The sequence below is a fragment of the Corynebacterium sp. L4757 genome (assembly GCF_043673995.1).
Classification (GTDB): Bacteria; Actinomycetota; Actinomycetes; order Mycobacteriales; family Mycobacteriaceae; genus Corynebacterium.
The window spans coordinates 180002-195469 of sequence record NZ_JBIMEN010000005.1 but is presented as its reverse complement, the minus strand read 5'-3'; the positions used below and the strand labels follow the sequence as shown (position 1 = coordinate 195469).

Annotated in this window: 15 protein-coding genes, 1 tRNA gene and 1 pseudogene; 9 read left to right on the top strand and 8 right to left on the bottom strand. The window is 54.9% G+C overall.

Translation table 11 applies throughout. The features are described from left to right. Window positions 1-15 precede the first annotated feature (15 nt). The 5 genes and pseudogenes from ACG98I_RS08125 to ACG98I_RS08105 all read left to right on the top strand — a co-directional run bounded on the left by ACG98I_RS08125 (window position 16) and on the right by ACG98I_RS08105 (window position 5471). On the top strand, window positions 16-1356 hold the full coding sequence (locus ACG98I_RS08125; RefSeq protein WP_394719889.1) for a flavin monoamine oxidase family protein: 1341 nt from the start codon (window positions 16-18) through the stop codon (window positions 1354-1356). After that, complete coding sequence (locus ACG98I_RS08120) at window positions 1356-2105, top strand: amidohydrolase family protein (protein ID WP_394719887.1); 750 nt, start codon at window positions 1356-1358, stop codon at window positions 2103-2105. The genes ACG98I_RS08125 and ACG98I_RS08120 overlap by 1 nt, the downstream gene beginning before the upstream one ends. Further along, a pseudogene (locus tag ACG98I_RS08115) lies at window positions 2009-3004 on the top strand (amidohydrolase). The gene ACG98I_RS08120 and the pseudogene ACG98I_RS08115 overlap by 97 nt, the downstream one beginning before the upstream one ends. A 449-nt stretch (window positions 3005-3453) precedes the next feature. Then, the gene (locus ACG98I_RS08110; RefSeq protein ID WP_394719885.1) at window positions 3454-4335 is read left to right on the top strand and encodes a helix-turn-helix transcriptional regulator; all 882 of its coding nucleotides are present in this window, start codon (window positions 3454-3456) and stop codon (window positions 4333-4335) included. A 113-nt stretch (window positions 4336-4448) separates the two neighbouring features. Next, window positions 4449-5471: a zinc-dependent alcohol dehydrogenase family protein gene (locus ACG98I_RS08105; protein ID WP_394719883.1), complete on the top strand. Its 1023-nt coding sequence runs from the start codon at window positions 4449-4451 to the stop codon at window positions 5469-5471. Window positions 5472-5505: 34 nt separating this feature from the next. Here the strand turns inward: ACG98I_RS08105 and ACG98I_RS08100 are convergent, their stop codons facing one another. Then, window positions 5506-6144, bottom strand: coding sequence for an SRPBCC domain-containing protein (locus ACG98I_RS08100; RefSeq protein ID WP_394719882.1), 639 nt, complete (start codon window positions 6142-6144; stop codon window positions 5506-5508). A gap of 255 nt (window positions 6145-6399) precedes the next feature. Between ACG98I_RS08100 and ACG98I_RS08095 the strand changes: the two genes are divergently transcribed. Next, window positions 6400-6582, top strand: a complete 183-nt coding sequence (locus tag ACG98I_RS08095; protein ID WP_394719880.1) for a hypothetical protein — start codon at window positions 6400-6402, stop codon at window positions 6580-6582. A gap of 85 nt (window positions 6583-6667) precedes the next feature. Here ACG98I_RS08095 and ACG98I_RS08090 read toward each other — a convergent pair. After that, window positions 6668-6740 (bottom strand) — tRNA-Ala (locus tag ACG98I_RS08090). 100 nt (window positions 6741-6840) lie between these two features. After that, the gene (locus tag ACG98I_RS08085) at window positions 6841-7344 is read right to left on the bottom strand and encodes a MarR family winged helix-turn-helix transcriptional regulator (protein WP_394719879.1); all 504 of its coding nucleotides are present in this window, start codon (window positions 7342-7344) and stop codon (window positions 6841-6843) included. 128 nt (window positions 7345-7472) lie between these two features. Here ACG98I_RS08085 and ACG98I_RS08080 point away from each other — a divergent pair, with 128 nt between their 5' ends. Beyond that, window positions 7473-8342, top strand: coding sequence for a DODA-type extradiol aromatic ring-opening family dioxygenase (locus ACG98I_RS08080; RefSeq protein WP_394719877.1), 870 nt, complete (start codon window positions 7473-7475; stop codon window positions 8340-8342). A 90-nt stretch (window positions 8343-8432) separates the two neighbouring features. On the opposite strand, the gene sucD is transcribed toward ACG98I_RS08080, so the two are convergent. Continuing rightward, on the bottom strand, window positions 8433-9335 hold the full coding sequence (gene sucD / locus ACG98I_RS08075; protein WP_394719875.1) for a succinate--CoA ligase subunit alpha: 903 nt from the start codon (window positions 9333-9335) through the stop codon (window positions 8433-8435). 26 nt (window positions 9336-9361) lie between these two features. Beyond that, window positions 9362-10555 (bottom strand): ADP-forming succinate--CoA ligase subunit beta, encoded by a 1194-nt coding sequence (gene sucC / locus ACG98I_RS08070; RefSeq protein WP_394719873.1) that lies wholly within the window; start codon window positions 10553-10555, stop codon window positions 9362-9364. Between the two features lie 341 nt (window positions 10556-10896). Here sucC and panB point away from each other — a divergent pair, with 341 nt between their 5' ends. Then, on the top strand, window positions 10897-11709 hold the full coding sequence (gene panB / locus ACG98I_RS08065; protein WP_394719872.1) for a 3-methyl-2-oxobutanoate hydroxymethyltransferase: 813 nt from the start codon (window positions 10897-10899) through the stop codon (window positions 11707-11709). Further along, window positions 11706-12551 carry a pantoate--beta-alanine ligase gene (gene panC, locus ACG98I_RS08060; RefSeq protein ID WP_394719870.1) on the top strand — a complete coding sequence of 282 codons (846 nt, stop codon included), beginning with the start codon at window positions 11706-11708 and terminating at the stop codon, window positions 12549-12551. Before panB ends, panC begins: the two co-directional genes overlap by 4 nt. 45 nt (window positions 12552-12596) lie before the next feature. Here panC and ACG98I_RS08055 read toward each other — a convergent pair whose 3' ends face one another. Genes ACG98I_RS08055 through ACG98I_RS08045 form a run of 3 tightly spaced genes read right to left on the bottom strand, consistent with a single transcriptional unit; the run spans window position 12597 to window position 15172 of the window. Continuing rightward, window positions 12597-12842: a GyrI-like domain-containing protein gene (locus ACG98I_RS08055; RefSeq protein WP_394719868.1), complete on the bottom strand. Its 246-nt coding sequence runs from the start codon at window positions 12840-12842 to the stop codon at window positions 12597-12599. Between the two features lie 12 nt (window positions 12843-12854). Continuing rightward, the gene (locus tag ACG98I_RS08050) at window positions 12855-13439 is read right to left on the bottom strand and encodes a helix-turn-helix domain-containing protein (protein ID WP_394719866.1); all 585 of its coding nucleotides are present in this window, start codon (window positions 13437-13439) and stop codon (window positions 12855-12857) included. Window positions 13440-13489: 50 nt separating this feature from the next. Beyond that, window positions 13490-15172 carry an ABC-F family ATP-binding cassette domain-containing protein gene (locus tag ACG98I_RS08045; RefSeq protein WP_394719864.1) on the bottom strand — a complete coding sequence of 561 codons (1683 nt, stop codon included), beginning with the start codon at window positions 15170-15172 and terminating at the stop codon, window positions 13490-13492. Window positions 15173-15468 lie beyond the last annotated feature (296 nt).

The window sequence follows — 15468 nt, the reverse complement described above, 5'->3', positions numbered from 1 at the left end:
AAGGAAATTTCTGACATGTCCAACAACAAAGTTGTCATCATCGGCGCCGGATTCGCAGGTCTCGTTGCCGCGCGCGAGCTGCAAACTGCCGGCATTGAGTATGAAATCTTGGAGGCCAAAGACCGCATCGGCGGGCGTGCCTGGACCGAAGAACGCATGGGTCGCCCGCTGGAATTGGGCGCTACCTGGGTGCACTGGTTCCAAGCCCACACCTGGACTGAGATCATGCGCTATGGCCAGCGCACAGAAATCACGGCTTCCCCGTCCGGCAATGACGCCCACTGGGTCACTGACGGCAAGGTGGTTAAAGGCACCGAGGATGACTTGGATGAAAAGCTCACCGCGGCCATGGAGGCCACTTATGAGGGCAATGATGAGTACTTCCCTAACCCATATGATCCGCTGTGGGTTCTCTCTGATGACTTCGATGGCCCAGCTGAAGTCCGTGAACGCTTTCTTGCCGATGATCAAAAGACCGCCATCGACTTGGTCAAGGAAGCCGGATTCGATCAAGAAACCATAGATCTCATCGATGCCTTCTGGTGCGCCGGCTACATCGGCGACCCGTACACCGGCTCCGCATTGATGGCGAAGCAATGGGGCGCGTTATCCGATAACCGCTACCGCGTGATGGAAGACATTACTCTGAAGTGGAAGCTCAATAACGGCATGCGCTCGCTATACAACGGTATCGGTGGGGATCTGAATAACGAGATCCGCCTGAATACCCCGGTAGCTAAAGTCGAGCATCATGACGATGGTGCCACCGTAACTACCGAATCGGGCGAGGTCATCGAAGCATCGGCAGTAATCTGCACCGTGCCAGTGGGCGCGCTGAGCAATATTGAATTCTCCCCTGCCCTGCCCGATGCTGTACAAAGCGTTATCGATGACAGGTGGAACTCCCAAGGTGCGAAGATCTGGATCAAGATCAAAGGTCACCACCGCTTCCTAGGCTATGCACCAAAGCCAGCCAAGATGTCCGTAGTGCGCTCCGAATACTTCATGGATGACGACACCACCATCCTGGTCGGCTTTGGCTATGACAACACCAATATTGACCTCAACTCCATTGAAGATGCCCAGGCCGTGGTCAATCAATGGCGCGATGACCTGGAGGTTGTTGATACCACCGGACACAACTGGGTGGCTGATAAGTGGGCCGGTCAGGCCTGGGGCACCCTGCGCAAAGGCCAGTTCACCGAAGGCTGGAGTCTCTTCGATGACATTGATTCCCGCCTCTACTTCGCCGGCTCAGATTACGCCTATGGCTGGCGCGGTGTCTGTGTGGATGGCGCATTGGAAAAGGGCACGAATACTGCACGTAGCGTCATCAATGCTTTAAATGAGAACTAATGACCATTTACGCGGGAAAGATTTGGACCGGCGTAGCTGATAATGATTGGGGTGAAGCATTCGCGGTCGAAGACGGCATCATTTCTGCTACCGGCACCCTGGAGGAGGTAAAGACCAAGGCCGCAGATGGCAGCGAAGTAGTAAACCTCACCGAGGGCGTAGTGACGCCCGGGCTTATGGATGACCACCTCCACTTAAACCTCGGCGGCACCCAATTGGCACATGAGCTGCCTCTTGACCCTACAGATGATGCCGATACCATTCTGGAAAAGGTCAGCGAGTGGATCACCCGCCTGGAACCAGGTGAATGGGTGATCGGTGGAATCATCGGCAGCGGCGTTCTGCCGTCTCTGAATAATGTGAAGTTCTTAGAAAAGCTCGACGCCGTATCCAATGGCCATCCGGTGTTGCTGCGCGATGGCACCATGCATAACCGCCAGATCAACTCCGCCGGTTTTGCAGCAATGGGCGTTGACGCCAAATCCCCGGATCCTGAGGGCGGTACGTATGTGCGCGATGAACAGGGCCGCCTCACTGGTGCTCTATGGGAGCTCGCCGGCTCCGTTGCCGAAGGTGCTGCTGCGCAGTCTCACAAAATCCCCAACAACGCCAGGCCGCTGCCCTACAAGCAGCCCTCGACCGCCTCGCATCCCTGGGTATTACCACCGTGCAGGATACCGCAACCATGCTCCCGCATTTTGAAGGGCTTGCAGCGCTCGAAGAATCCGGCAAGCTGGATATGCACGTGATTGCCTCCATGCCGATTCGCCCGTTTATTGAGGACGGCACCGTTGGTGAGGAGCTTTTCGCAGGCGGCATGAAATTTGAAAGCGAACACGTCAAGCCACGTTTTGCCAAGTTTGTTCTGGATGGCGTGCCCACCACGTGCACCACGGCCTTGTTGACTCCGTATAAATGCAATCATTCCAGCCGCGATCCGAATTTCCGCGGTGAGCTCTACTGGACTCTTGAGGATCTCGTGGCCTCACTGCGCCGCTGTGCGGAACTGGGCTTGGGTGCCAAACTGCATGCGACCGGTGATGCATCGGTACGCCAGGCCCTCGATGCCGCCGAGATCGTGCGCCAAGATCAAGGCGGCGGACCTGCCATGCAGATCGCGCACATGTCTTCTATCTCTGAAGAGGATCTTCCACGCTTCGCTGAGCTTAACGTGGCCGCCGATGCCTGCCCATTCATGTAGTTCCCCAGCCCGCTTACCGATGGCGTCGGTGCCTTCGTTGCCGATGAAACCATGGCGAATATCTGGCCTTTCAAAGACCTCCTCACCACTAAAGCCCTGGTTGCGGGCGGTTCCGACTGGCCCGTCGGCCTCCCGGTTCTCAACCCATGGCTGGGCATCGAAGGCATGGTCACCCGCCAGGCTGCCGTCAATGACGGCAGCGAATCAGGCACGGACTACGGCGACCGCACCGTCAACTCTGCCCAAGCCATCACGCTGCCCCAAGCCATGGCCGCATTCACCCGCGAATCCGCCAAGGCCCTCGGCATAGCCGATGAAACCGGAACCATCGAACCCGGAAAATCCGCCGACTCCATCGCCCTTGACCGCAACATCTTCACCGGCGACATCAAGGACGTCCACAACACCCAAGTCACCCGCCGCTGGGTCGCTGGCATCTCCAATTAACGCAGTGTAAGGGGCGATTGTAAATGGGAATCCTGACTAGTTTCCTATAGTCCCATTCCTATTTTTAGCGCGCTCACCTTTCCTTTAAGGTGAGCGCGCTTGTCATTTAAGGCCTCACTGATGCCTTAATCCTGCATACTTTCTTCTGATTGGTAGACATCCCGAAGGTACTTGTGCCGCTGGGAAGCCTCGTAGATGCCGAATACCAATACCAGCCCAACAACCCAAAATAGTGTACTGAGTGTTCAAAGCACCTTCCTTTTCCCAACCAAATCAATAAATCCCAGCGTAAATACACAGAAGTTGAAATTCAATGGAATAGAGAACTTCAGTACTTTCGTGCTTTTAGGTTCTGCACGGCTGTGTCGCTGGCGCTACGAGCCTATTCGAAGCTACCCCGCGCCAACGCTCCCATCTGATTGTCAGCCGGTCCGGAGTAAACTAAGTGCATGGATTTAAGGACGGAGATTCGCGAGTTCTTAGTGTCACGGCGGGCGAAGCTGCAGCCAGAAGATGTGGGGCTGCCTAATTTAGGAACATTAAGGCGGGTACCGGGCTTGCGGCGAGAAGAGGTGGCGCTGTTGGCTGGGGTGAGCGTGGAGTATTACACGCGGTTAGAGCGCGGCAGGCTGTCCGGTGTTTCTGAGGACGTGCTGGAGGCCATCGCGCATGCGCTGCGCCTCGATGAGATTGAGCATGCGCATCTGTTCAACCTCGCGCGCGTGGCATCACATGCAGCAAATGACACGGTTTATTGTTCCTCCTCTACGGCGGAGCAAGAGCAGATAACTCCAAGCCAGGTGCGCATCCTGGACAGCATTACGTCGCTTCCTGCATTCATTCGCAATGGTCGCTTAGATATCCTGGCCATTAATGAGCTGGGCCGCGCGGTGTATTCGGAGGTCTACCGCGATAGCGAAGAGCCGGCGAACCTCGCGCGCTTTTGTTTCTTAAGTCCGCGAGCACGCACCACGTACCGGGATTGGGAGAAAATAGCTGCCAGCACGGCTGCTATTTTGCATGCTGAACTGGGCCGCAACCCACATGATGCTGAGCTGTGCAAACTCATTCACGAGCTCTCAACGCTGTCTGAGGAATTTGATCCGATGTGGGCGAAGTATGAAGTGGGCTTACACGTCAATGGTGATAAGGACATCAACCATCCGCTCGTTGGGGATCTGCACATGACCATGGATGCCATGGCTCTGCCCACCGCCGAAGATTTGGCGCTGGTGATTTATAGCACGGAGCCACACTCCGTGACAGAAGAACGCCTTGCAGCATTGGCTGAATGGGCTGCCAATGAACAGCACGCCCCGCTGAGGAGCTAAAACGTCCAACAAACCACCCAAAGCGTGACAGGTACTCGCAGGATCTCCCACGCACTGGCGTATGTCCGTAGCATGAAAATGCACGATTTAAAGACCATTCCAAGGAGAATGAAATGCGCCAAGTTGTTCTACACGCCCCACGCGATATTCGGGTGGAGGACGTTGAAAAAGCATCCATTATTGAAGCAACTGATGCGGTTATCCGCGTGACCGCGGCCTGCGTGTGCGGCTCCGATTTGTGGCCTTATCGCGGCCTGGAAGAAGTCCACGGCCCTTCCCACATGGGTCATGAGTACATCGGCGTGGTCGAGGAAATCGGTGATGAGGTCACCACTATTCAGGTCGGTGACTTCGTGGTGGGTTCCTTCGTCGCTTCCGATAACACCTGTGAGATTTGTGAGGCAGGCTTCCAGTCCCGTTGTATTCACCAGGTCATGATGGGTTCTATTGGCACCCAGGCTGATTACGCACGCATTCCGCTTGCCGATGGCACCTTGGTTAAAGTCAACGGCACCCCTAATGAAGAACAAACCAAGAGCCTGCTTGCTGCATCAGACGTGTTGGGCACAGGCTGGTTTGCTGCCGATGCCGCCCAAGTCGGCCCCGGCAAGACCGTCGCCGTTGTTGGCGATGGCGCCGTTGGCCTGCTGGGTATTCTTGCCGCAAAGCACATGGGTGCGGAGCGTATTATTGCGATGTCTCGTCACGCTGACCGTCAAGCATTAGCCCGCCAATTCGGTGCAACCGACATTGTGGAAGAACGCGGTGCGGCCGGTGTCGAAAAGATTAAGGAGCTCACCGGCGGTTATGGTGCACACTCCACTATTGAAGCGGTAGGTACCCAGGAATCCATGACCCAAGCCATCGGCGCAACCCGCGCTGGCGGCCACGTCGGTTTCGTCGGCGTCAGCCACGGCGTCGAGCTCAACGGCACCGACCTTTTTGTGGCGACCGTGGGTTTGCTCGGCGGACATGCACCGGTACGCCGTTTCCTGCCGGAGCTTATCGATCTCATCATGACCGACCAGATCAACCCCGGCGCCGTCTTCGACTTGGTCCTGCCTATCGAAGAAGCCGCTGAGGCCTACAAGGCCATGGATGAGCGCCGCGCGACCAAGGTCATGCTGACGCTCTAATTAGGCAGCACGAATTAGCCCGCAGGAATCCGTTTTAAGATTCCTCCGGGGCAAAATGTGAGTTCGCGAAGGCAATAGCGGCAGCGATGTCTTCATCGCCCGTGCCCCACGCCTTCTGAATAACCTCGCCCCAGGCCGAGGATGCGCTCTTTGCGTACTCCTTGGCCTCTTCGGAGTTTTCCCACGCTGCTGGATCAAAAGATTCACCGGCCAGGTACTTGCCCAGCATGTTCAGGGTCAAGTCCCAGCCCACAGCCACGCCAATGGTGCCACCGGGACCATAAGCCGCCACCATCTCATCAAAGATCGCCGCCGGCGTGGAATGCTCCAGCTCAAGGATGGTGTTCTCGCCCTCTGGAGTAAAGCGCAACTCGAGTTCTGTGGTCATACTCGGACCCAAAGCCCACGTAGTCTTCAGCGTTAGTGGTGCCTCGCACTGCAGCACTTCCCCACCCGCATTGTCTTTGACCTGGAAATGTCCGCCCTGACGGAATTCTCCTTCTACTTCGCTAAACCACTGCGCAAGCTGCCCCTTGTCAGTGCATGCCTTCCACGCGTCTTGCACGTCTGCGACATAGACCCTTCGTAGGACAACGGACTTTCCTTCACCATCAGCAACCGGAGCATTTCCAAGCGCACGGTAGGTTTCTTTCAAGCCTTCGGTCTCAGACATTTCATTCCTCACGGGGTTTAGGATTTCGGCAGATCTACTGCCATTCATTCTACCGAGCGACCCATTTTCCCAGCGCTTGGTTTCACGTGAAACCACTTCCCGAAACGTTCAGGCTTGACGCCTTAGTCACAAATTGATTGAAACGATGTGTCAATTAGAGGTAGACAGCCCGCCTGTAAGAACGTAATGTTCCCCCTAAGGAAAATCACTGCCCTGGTAACCGTCGGGGTACCTCACACTTAAGGATTACTTCGCATGTTCAATCCCCAAATCAGCCTTAAGACCTATCTCACGATCGCCCTCGTATTTACCATTCTCTTCTTTGCTTCTGTTGCCATCATCGGCAGCCCAGTATTCAATTGGGTCTTCGGCATGGTCGCAATCGCGACGGCTTTCATGGCGATCTTCCAGTCCGCCGTCAACCAGTCCAGAGCTTAAGCATTTAAGGTACAGAATCTCACGCCCAACCTGCAGAGAAAAATAAACGGGCTTGGTAGATTTTTCTACCAAGTCCGTTTTGCTGTGGAGCATAGGAGAATCGAACTCCTGACCTCCTGCTTGCAAAGCAGGTGCTCTACCAATTGAGCTAATGCCCCAGGCTTGCGCTTAAACAATCTTGCGCTAGGAATTTAGATTACTCTTCGCACGTCATTCAAGCAAAACGACTGCTTAGAGCCGCAATAAAAGCGCAAGATTTTATTGCGCATCCACCTCCTCGATACGGCGCAGGATGCGCTGGCCAATATTGTGAATTTGTTTTACCTGCGACTTGGTTAGCGGATCAAAAAGCACCTTTTGAACCTGCTCGACATGCCCGGGGGCGGTATCAACAACCTTGTCATAGCCGGCATCGGTAAGCGTGGCAACCGTATAGCGACCATCATCAGGATCGGCGCTGCGCTCAACCCACCCCTTCTTCTCCAGCTTGGCAATCACCTGCGATAGGCGCGACAAAGAGCCATTTGCAGTGGAAGCAAGATCGCTCATGCGCAGCTGACGGCCTTCAGCTTCCGACAAACGGGCCATAGCGGTATAGCCAAAGTGGCTCAATCCAGCACTTTGAGTGAGCTGATGATCCAAAGATCGATCAACTTGAATAATCAACGCCATGAGCGTGTAGAAGGCGTCTTTTTCATCATCATTAAGCCAACGCGTTTGAGATTCGGCGCCCTTATCCGACTGACTTGACTTAGCATTCATGACCATGAGTTTAGCAGATGAAGGTCCAAGCTCAAGAAAGATTTGCAGGTAGTTGTCAAAAATCGCTTTACTTCTAAAGCAATGCATGCTAAGTTTTACTTAAACATTTAAGTCACTTAGGAGAGATAATGTCCGTCCTGCCAGATCCTCGTACTCAAGTCCGCCCTGCAGGTGCGTTGGATGACCTGCGCGCCATGGCTATCCCACGTGCACATGAACACCGCCACTGGGATCCCAGCGACGGACCAATGCCAGCTCTATTCGTGAGCCACGGCGCTCCCCCAACCTTGGATGATGCCGAATGGCTGGGCTACCTATACAAGTGGTCACAGTCTTTGCCCAAGCCTCGCGCAGTCGTCATGATCTCTGCTCACTGGGAAAATGCACCAGTCGCAATTTCTGCATCAGCTGCCGGTACCCCGCTGTACTACGACTTCGGCGGTTTCCACCCTCGCTACTACACCTTGAAGTATGAAACCCCGGATGCCACTGAACTCGCACGCCGCGTCGCTGGCCTATTGGGCTACTCCCCGGTTCATCAGTTCACCGACCGCGGTCTGGACCACGGCGCTTTCATTCCAATGATGGCCATGTACCCAGCAGGTGATGTTCCCGTCATTCAGGTCTCCATGCCTTCGATGAACCCATCGGACCTGCAGGAGCTGGGCAATAAACTCAAGAGCCTGCGTGAAGAAGGCATCCTGGTGGTGGGCTCTGGTTATATGACCCACAGCTTCGCCGTTATGCGCGATCCTTCTTTGCAACCTCATGTTCAGGCTTTTGATGACTGGGCCGGTGAGACCATTGAGCGCGGCGATGTGGACTCTCTGCGCGATTACATGGTGAAGGGTCCAGGCGCACGTATTGCGCACCCAACCGCGGACCACTTCGTGCCCCTGCTTCTGACCATGGGTGCCGCGAATGACCCAACCACTGCACGCACGGTCTTTAACCGTGTGGGTCTGGGTAACCACATTCGTTCCATCGAAGTCTACTAATCCCCCAGAACGTCATGAGGCGGGTACCGACTATATGATCGGTACCCGCCTTGCGCGTTTTATACAGGTCAAAGCTGTGGCAACTGGACCTTAGTGAACTTTGGCTTCGGCGGCAGCGAGAGCCTCACGCATCAATTCCGCTGCCTGGGATGGGGTCTTGCCTACACGCACACCGGCTGCTTCCAGTGCGCGCTTCTTGCCTTCCGCGGTACCGGAAGAACCAGAGACGATAGCGCCCGCATGGCCCATGGTCTTGCCTTCAGGTGCGGTAAAGCCCGCGATGTAAGCAACGACTGGCTTGGTGACGTATTCAGCAATGTAGTTTGCTGCATACTCCTCGGCATCGCCGCCGATTTCACCAATCATCATGATTGCCTTCGTATCGGGATCCCTCTGGAATTCCTCAATCGCAGCAATGTGAGTGGTGCCAATAATCGGGTCGCCGCCAATACCAACGCAGGTGGAGAATCCGATATCAGATAGCTCGTACATCATCTGATAGGTCAGCGTGCCGGACTTAGACACCAAGCCGATGGAACCTGGTTCTGGTGCGGTCTCCGCAGGAATGATGCCAGCATTGGACTGACCAGGAGTAATAAGGCCTGGGCAGTTCGGGCCAATGATGCGGGTGTTGGACTCCTTCGCCAGCGCGAAGAATTCCGCGGTATCCTTGACCGGAACGCCCTCAGTGATAACAACTGCGAGTGGAATATTCGCGTTGATTGCTTCTTCCACAGCCGCCTTGGTGAACTTGGCTGGCACGAAAATGACGGAGACATTAGCGCCGGTAGCCTGAATCGCTTCACGCACGGTACCGAAGACCGGGATATTTTCACCAGTCTCAAAAGAGACAGACTCGCCCGCCTTCTTTGGATTGACGCCACCTACAATATTGGAACCAGATCCGAGCATGCGTTGGGTGTGTTTCATGCCCTCAGAACCGGTCATGCCCTGAACGATGATCTTGGAATCAGAGTCGAGAAAAATAGCCATGATGTGTTTCTTCGTCCTTATTCTGCTTAGGCGTTGACGGTGACGTCGGAATCGGCAAGCTCTGCAGCCTTACGTGCTGCCTCATCCATGGTTCCAACCTGGACAAGCTTGGGCAGGTCTGCCTCTTCCAGGATGGAGCGGCCGAGCTCAGCATTATTGCCATCAAGGCGGACAACCAGTGGCTTAGGCTCAATGCCTTCTGATTCCAGGATTCGGAAAGCCTGGACAATACCCTTGGCAACCTCATCACAGGCAGTAATACCGCCGAAGACGTTGACGAAGACGGACTTGACCTGTGCGTCACCCAAGATGACCTCGAGGCCATTGGCCATGACTTCTGCGTTGGCACCGCCGCCGATATCTAGGAAGTTTGCTGGCTTCGGCTGGCTTGCCAGATCCTCACCGGCATAAGCAACCACGTCCAAAGTAGACATCACCAGGCCTGCGCCATTGCCGATGACACCGACGGAGCCATCCAGCTTGACGTAGTTCAGGCCCATCTTCTGAGCCTTCAACTCCAGTGGATCCTGCGCACTGTGGTCTTGGAGCTCAATGTGGTCTGGGTGGCGGAATTCCGCGTTTTCATCCAAAGAGACCTTGCCATCCAAAGCAACAATATCGCCCGCACCGGTCTTGACCAGCGGGTTGACCTCCACCAGAGTGGCGTCTTCTTCCACATATGTGTCATAGAGCTTCTTGAAGACAGGGATCAGCTTGGCCACATCATCTTCGCTAAAGCCTGCTTCGGTCGCGATCTCACGCGCCAAAGTGGTGGTCATGCCATCCAACGGAGAGAAGCTGCGGCGAATCAGTGCTTCTGGGCGTTCTGCAGCGAGGGTTTCAATTTCCACGCCACCTTCCTTGGACAACATCACCAGGTAGCGACGCTTGGTGCGATCCAAAAGAATGGAGAAGTAATACTCCTCAGCGATGTCCGCGCCTTCTGCGATCATCACGCGGCGCACGGTATGACCCTTGATCTTGAGACCCAGGATGTCATCGGCAGCCGCTGCTGCTTCCGCCGGGCTCTTCGCCAGCTTCACGCCACCAGCCTTGCCGCGTCCACCTACTTTCACCTGGGCTTTTACGACCACAACGTCTGTTCCGAGCTTCCGGGCTGCTTCCTCTGCCTGAGTCGCCGAAGTAGCGGTAATGCCACGAAGGACAGGTACGTCATGCTTTTCAAACAAGTCACGAGCTTGGTACTCGTAAAGGTCCACAGTGAGACTCCATTCTCATCAATCACGGGAAATTAACCAAGATCACAGTCTATAGAAGGATGAGTCACACTTCAGAAAGTTGAATCACGTGAGATAGCAGCACTTGCTAATCGCAATTTACATTCTTTGCAAATATCGAATACGCCCCTCAATCCCTGACAAAACCGCTGGGAATGGCGTTGCGCTAAGCGAACACATATAATCACTGCCTGCTTTGCCAACTTCGCGCGGTACACCCCCAGCGCTCGCCCCCGAATAAATTCAGGTCCGATCCCGAGGCAGGTACAGATCGGTTGTGAAAAGCCCCTTTTTCAGAATGAGGCCGTGGTTATACTCTTGCCATGTCAGGAATTGATGCAAAACGGGTACGTAACCGCCACTTTTTCGAGGCCAAAGCCGCAGGCTCCCCGATCTCTGCGTTGACTAGCTATGACGCCTTGTCGGCGCGGATCTTTGATGAGGCCGGCATCGACATGCTGCTGGTCGGCGATTCTGCCGCCAATGTGGTTTTAGGACGCGAGACCACGCTGTCGATCACGGTTGATGAAATGATTGTTCTCGCCAAGGCGGTTGCTCTTGCCACTCAGCGCGCCCTCGTGGTGGTTGACTTACCTTTTGGTAGCTATGAAGCATCCCCGGAACAAGCCGTAGCCACCGCGGTAAAAATCATGAAAGAAACCGGTGCGCACGCGGTCAAGGTGGAAGGTGGCGTGGAACGCGCAGACACCATCCGCGCGATTGTCGCCGCCGGTATTCCGGTCTGCGGGCACATTGGTTTTACCCCGCAATCTGAGCACGCACTAGGCGGTCCGGTCATCCAGGGCCGTGGCTCTGGGGCTGAGAAACTCACGCGCGATGCCCGCGCCGTGGAGTCCGCCGGGGCTTTCGCCGTGGTGTTGGAAATGGTTCCGGCTGCGATCGCGGCGCAGGTTACGCGTGATATTGAGATCGCAACCATCGGGATTGGCGCCGGTCCTGATACTGATGGCCAGATTCTGGTGTGGCAGGATGCGTTTGGACTCAACCGCGGCAAAACCGCACGTTTCGTGCGCCGTTACGCGAATTTGGGCGATTCGCTTTCCGATGCCGCCCGCGCCTACGCCGAGGACGTTTCCACCCGTAGCTTCCCGGCAGAGGAAGAATCCTACGAATGATACTGGTTAAAACCAAAGCAGAGCTTGCCAATGCCCTCTCAGAAGTCCGCGGCACAATCAGCCTGGTGCCCACGATGGGCGCGCTGCATGAAGGGCATCTGAGCCTGGTCGCCGCTGCTCGATCCGATATCGGTTCGAGCAGCAATTCAGAAGAAGACCTGGTGGTGGCAAGTATTTTTGTTAATCCACTGCAATTTGCGCAGCTTGGCGATTGCGATGATTACCGCAACTATCCCCGCACCCTGGATGCAGATGCACAGCTGTTGGAATCCGCTGGGGTGGATATTGTTTTCGCGCCAGATGTCGCGGAGATGTATCCGCAAGGTGTACCGGAAGTGTGGGTACGCACTGGTGAGATGGGAAGCCAGCTCGAAGGCGTCAGCCGGCCAGGACACTTCGATGGTGTTGCCACCGTCGTGGCCAAACTATTTAACCTTATCCGGCCACACCGCGCCTACTTCGGACAAAAAGATGCCCAGCAGCTAGCAATCATTAGGCGCATGGTCCGTGACTTAGAGCTGCGCGTTGATATCCGCGCTGTTCCGATTATCCGCGGTGCAGACGGGCTCGCTGAATCCAGCCGCAATCAGCATCTAAGCACCTCTGATCGTGACAATGCTCTGGTGCTGCCAGCAACCCTAAAAGCCTTGCGTGAGCGGCGCATTGACCTTGACCAAGCTCGTGGCCAATTGTGCAATTCACCAGGTGTGGACTTGGACTACCTCGAAGTTGTCTCTCCAGATACCTTGCAGCCAATTACTTGGCCGCCGACGGCGCCAGCACTAGCGCTGGGAGCCATCACCGTTGGCGGAACCAGGCTAATCGATAATATGGATATCTAATTAGACAAGGATCGTTTCCGTTTCTCCTTCATCCTTTAGACGTTTTTATTGGGCGGTGACAGGAATCCACAGCTGTGCCTGTGCAGTAGAACCATCACCTTTGTATTCCACTTGAAGCAGCTGTGGTCCGGGTGCCCATAGGTATGGGTTTGAGGGAAACCATTCGGTAGCTGCATCCGCCCACATTTGCTGGATTGCATCAGGAAATGGCCCTTCTGATTCAAAGATCACCCATGTACCTGCAGGCACCTTCTTTGACTCATAACCAACTGTCGGCGAACTAGTTGCCACTGCATGCCAGTATTACAATTTCGAACCTTCTTCGAGCTGGTTTTCCAGTTCGGTGCTGACTCCAAGCTGCCCGAAGGGCTCCACATCATTGTGCTGCAACAATGTTGCTTTGGCGTGAGGATCAAGTGACTTTTCAAAGTCAATAATCTGTTCATTGTCTCCTTCAAACACCAGGTTCACTGTCGTTGTGAAGCCACTGAGGTAGAAAGATTCCTTTTGTAGTATTCGGAAACGCAAATTACTTACTCCTTTCACTGAAATGTTAAAACGCAGCTGCGGTTGCGAGCTCAGCGTGGCTGAACCAGTTCGAGCAATAGAAGGATTAACACCATGGAACTGGGCGAAACTTCGAGAAAAAGCCTCTGAAGATCCGTATCCGTATTTGATTGCTACATCGAGTACTGAGTGCCCTGCGCGCAGATCAGCCGCCGCCAGCGTCAAGCGGCGATTCCGGATATATCGGGTCAGGGTTATTCCGGCTAGGGTGCTAAACATTTGCCGCAGATGATATTCCGTGGTCAATGTACGCTGTGCTAGCTTTCCGATGTCTACATCGAAGTCATCTTCGATGTCTTGGATGATTTGGTTCCATTCCAACAATTTGTCCTCCTTGAACCGCAGCAACCTAGATACTATTTTTCTTGCACTTAAAGCTCTTGATATTTTCTGTCCGGGAAAAGTCTAATTCTTGCCCAGCTCTCGGTATCTCGTAATAGTTGCCGGTCATGGGAAGACAACACCACCGCAGCATCCGTGGCCTCCAGTGCCTCAGTGAGTTCATCAACCAAAGCGATAGACAGGTGGTTAGTAGGCTCATCCAAGATCAGCACGTGCGGTAATTCTGCCAAAACCAGTGCCAACTCCAGGCGTCGTTGCTGGCCCATGGACAGTTCACCAATACGCTTATCCATCTCAGGTTTACGCAGCAAACCAAGCTCTGACAAGCTCAGAGCCTTCGGTTCTTTGATGGTGCCAGCGGACACCAGGTGTTCCACGTGGCGCCGGAAATAGTCGCCAGCGCGACGATCTCCGGGCAAGTTGGATTCCTGACGCAAATAACCAATACGGGTCCCTTGTGACACGGTGACCCGCCCAGTATCCGGGGCAAAGTTGCCTGCGAGGACCTCCAGCAATGTGGATTTACCTGCACCATTTGGACCAGTGATGACCAGCCTTCCGCGTTGGCCCAGGTCCAAGCTAACCGGATGGTCCAATCGACCAGTCACGGTCACATCCTCCGCAGTGACCAGTTTGGCTCCTTTGCGCGCTTGAAGTGCAGGAAAAGCAAAGTCCTGCGGCGGCTGAGGAACGGAGACGGCATGCGCAGCGAGTTCTTCTTTTCGGCGATGTACTGCCTTAACTGCGCCACCGGCACGCGTCGTTCGCGCATGCCGCGGGGTACCTTTGCCGGGGCGCCACTTATCCACCAGGCGGTCTTGCGCGGCGCTCAGGCTTTCTTCGAGCCGCGCGCGCTCGGCCTGTTCCTTCTCGTATTCTTGTTCCCAACGCGCCAACTCAGCTGCGCGACCCTCGCGATAACCAGCATATCCATTCCCGTAGATGCGCGGACGGCCATCCGGGGTGGGGTCGATGTCGACGATGGTGCGAGCGACATCGGCAAGCAATGCTCTATCGTGGCTGACCACGGCAACCCCGCCTTTACGGCTGGTAATCTGCGCAGTCAGAAAGTCCAACCCGCTGCGATCAAGGTGGTTAGTGGGCTCATCAAGCAACAAGAAATCATCATCGGCGCCTAATAGGCAGGCTAGGCGAATGCGGTAACGCTGACCGACGGACAACTCAGCCAGCCGAACAGACATATCGGTGACCGCGTTGAGTGACTCGAGCGCCATGGTCACGCGGCGTTCCGCATCCCATGCATCTAGGCTCTCAACCCACTCCAGTGCCTGGGCATAGGCCACATCCGCATCATCAGATCCTTCAGCTAATTGAAGGCTCGCTGCATCTAACGCAGCCAACGCGGCGAGCGGCTGCGCGATTGCTTCTCCAACCGCATCACCCACGGTGCGCTCACCGTGAGATTCCATCTCTTGCTCAGCCACACCAATGGTGCCAATCTGCGTGACAGTGCCGCTGTCTGGCTCCAAAGAACCAGCGAGAACATGCAACAGCGTGGATTTTCCACGACCATTTTCTCCCACGATTCCCACGCGTGACTCGGGATTAATAACTAGGTCTACTTCATCGAGGATGGTGTTGGTGCCTCGAATAACGGTTACTTCGGAGGCAATAATTTGGGCGCGCTCACGAGCTGGTAGCTCACGGGCAGGAAGCCCTTGCGCCGGAAAACGACGTGCGTCGGTATTCATGTATTTCCTTTGAAAAATGCATGCCCAATCAACCGACATATAAGTCGGCTAAATTTTTAAGGCATGAAAAGACGTTGACTCACACCTTGGAGTCAGGACAGGTTGGCCTCCGTCAACTACCCGAGATCTACTCAATCGGGTCTACGGCCGGCGAACGTACGTCTTTTATAGGAAATACAACATCTGCATGGGACTCAACCTACAAGATGAACAATCTAAGATCAATGAGCAATCACATAGGCTTGCGCGTTTAGAAGGGAACGAAATTACCTAATTTGGCTTTAGCCCTATCGTGA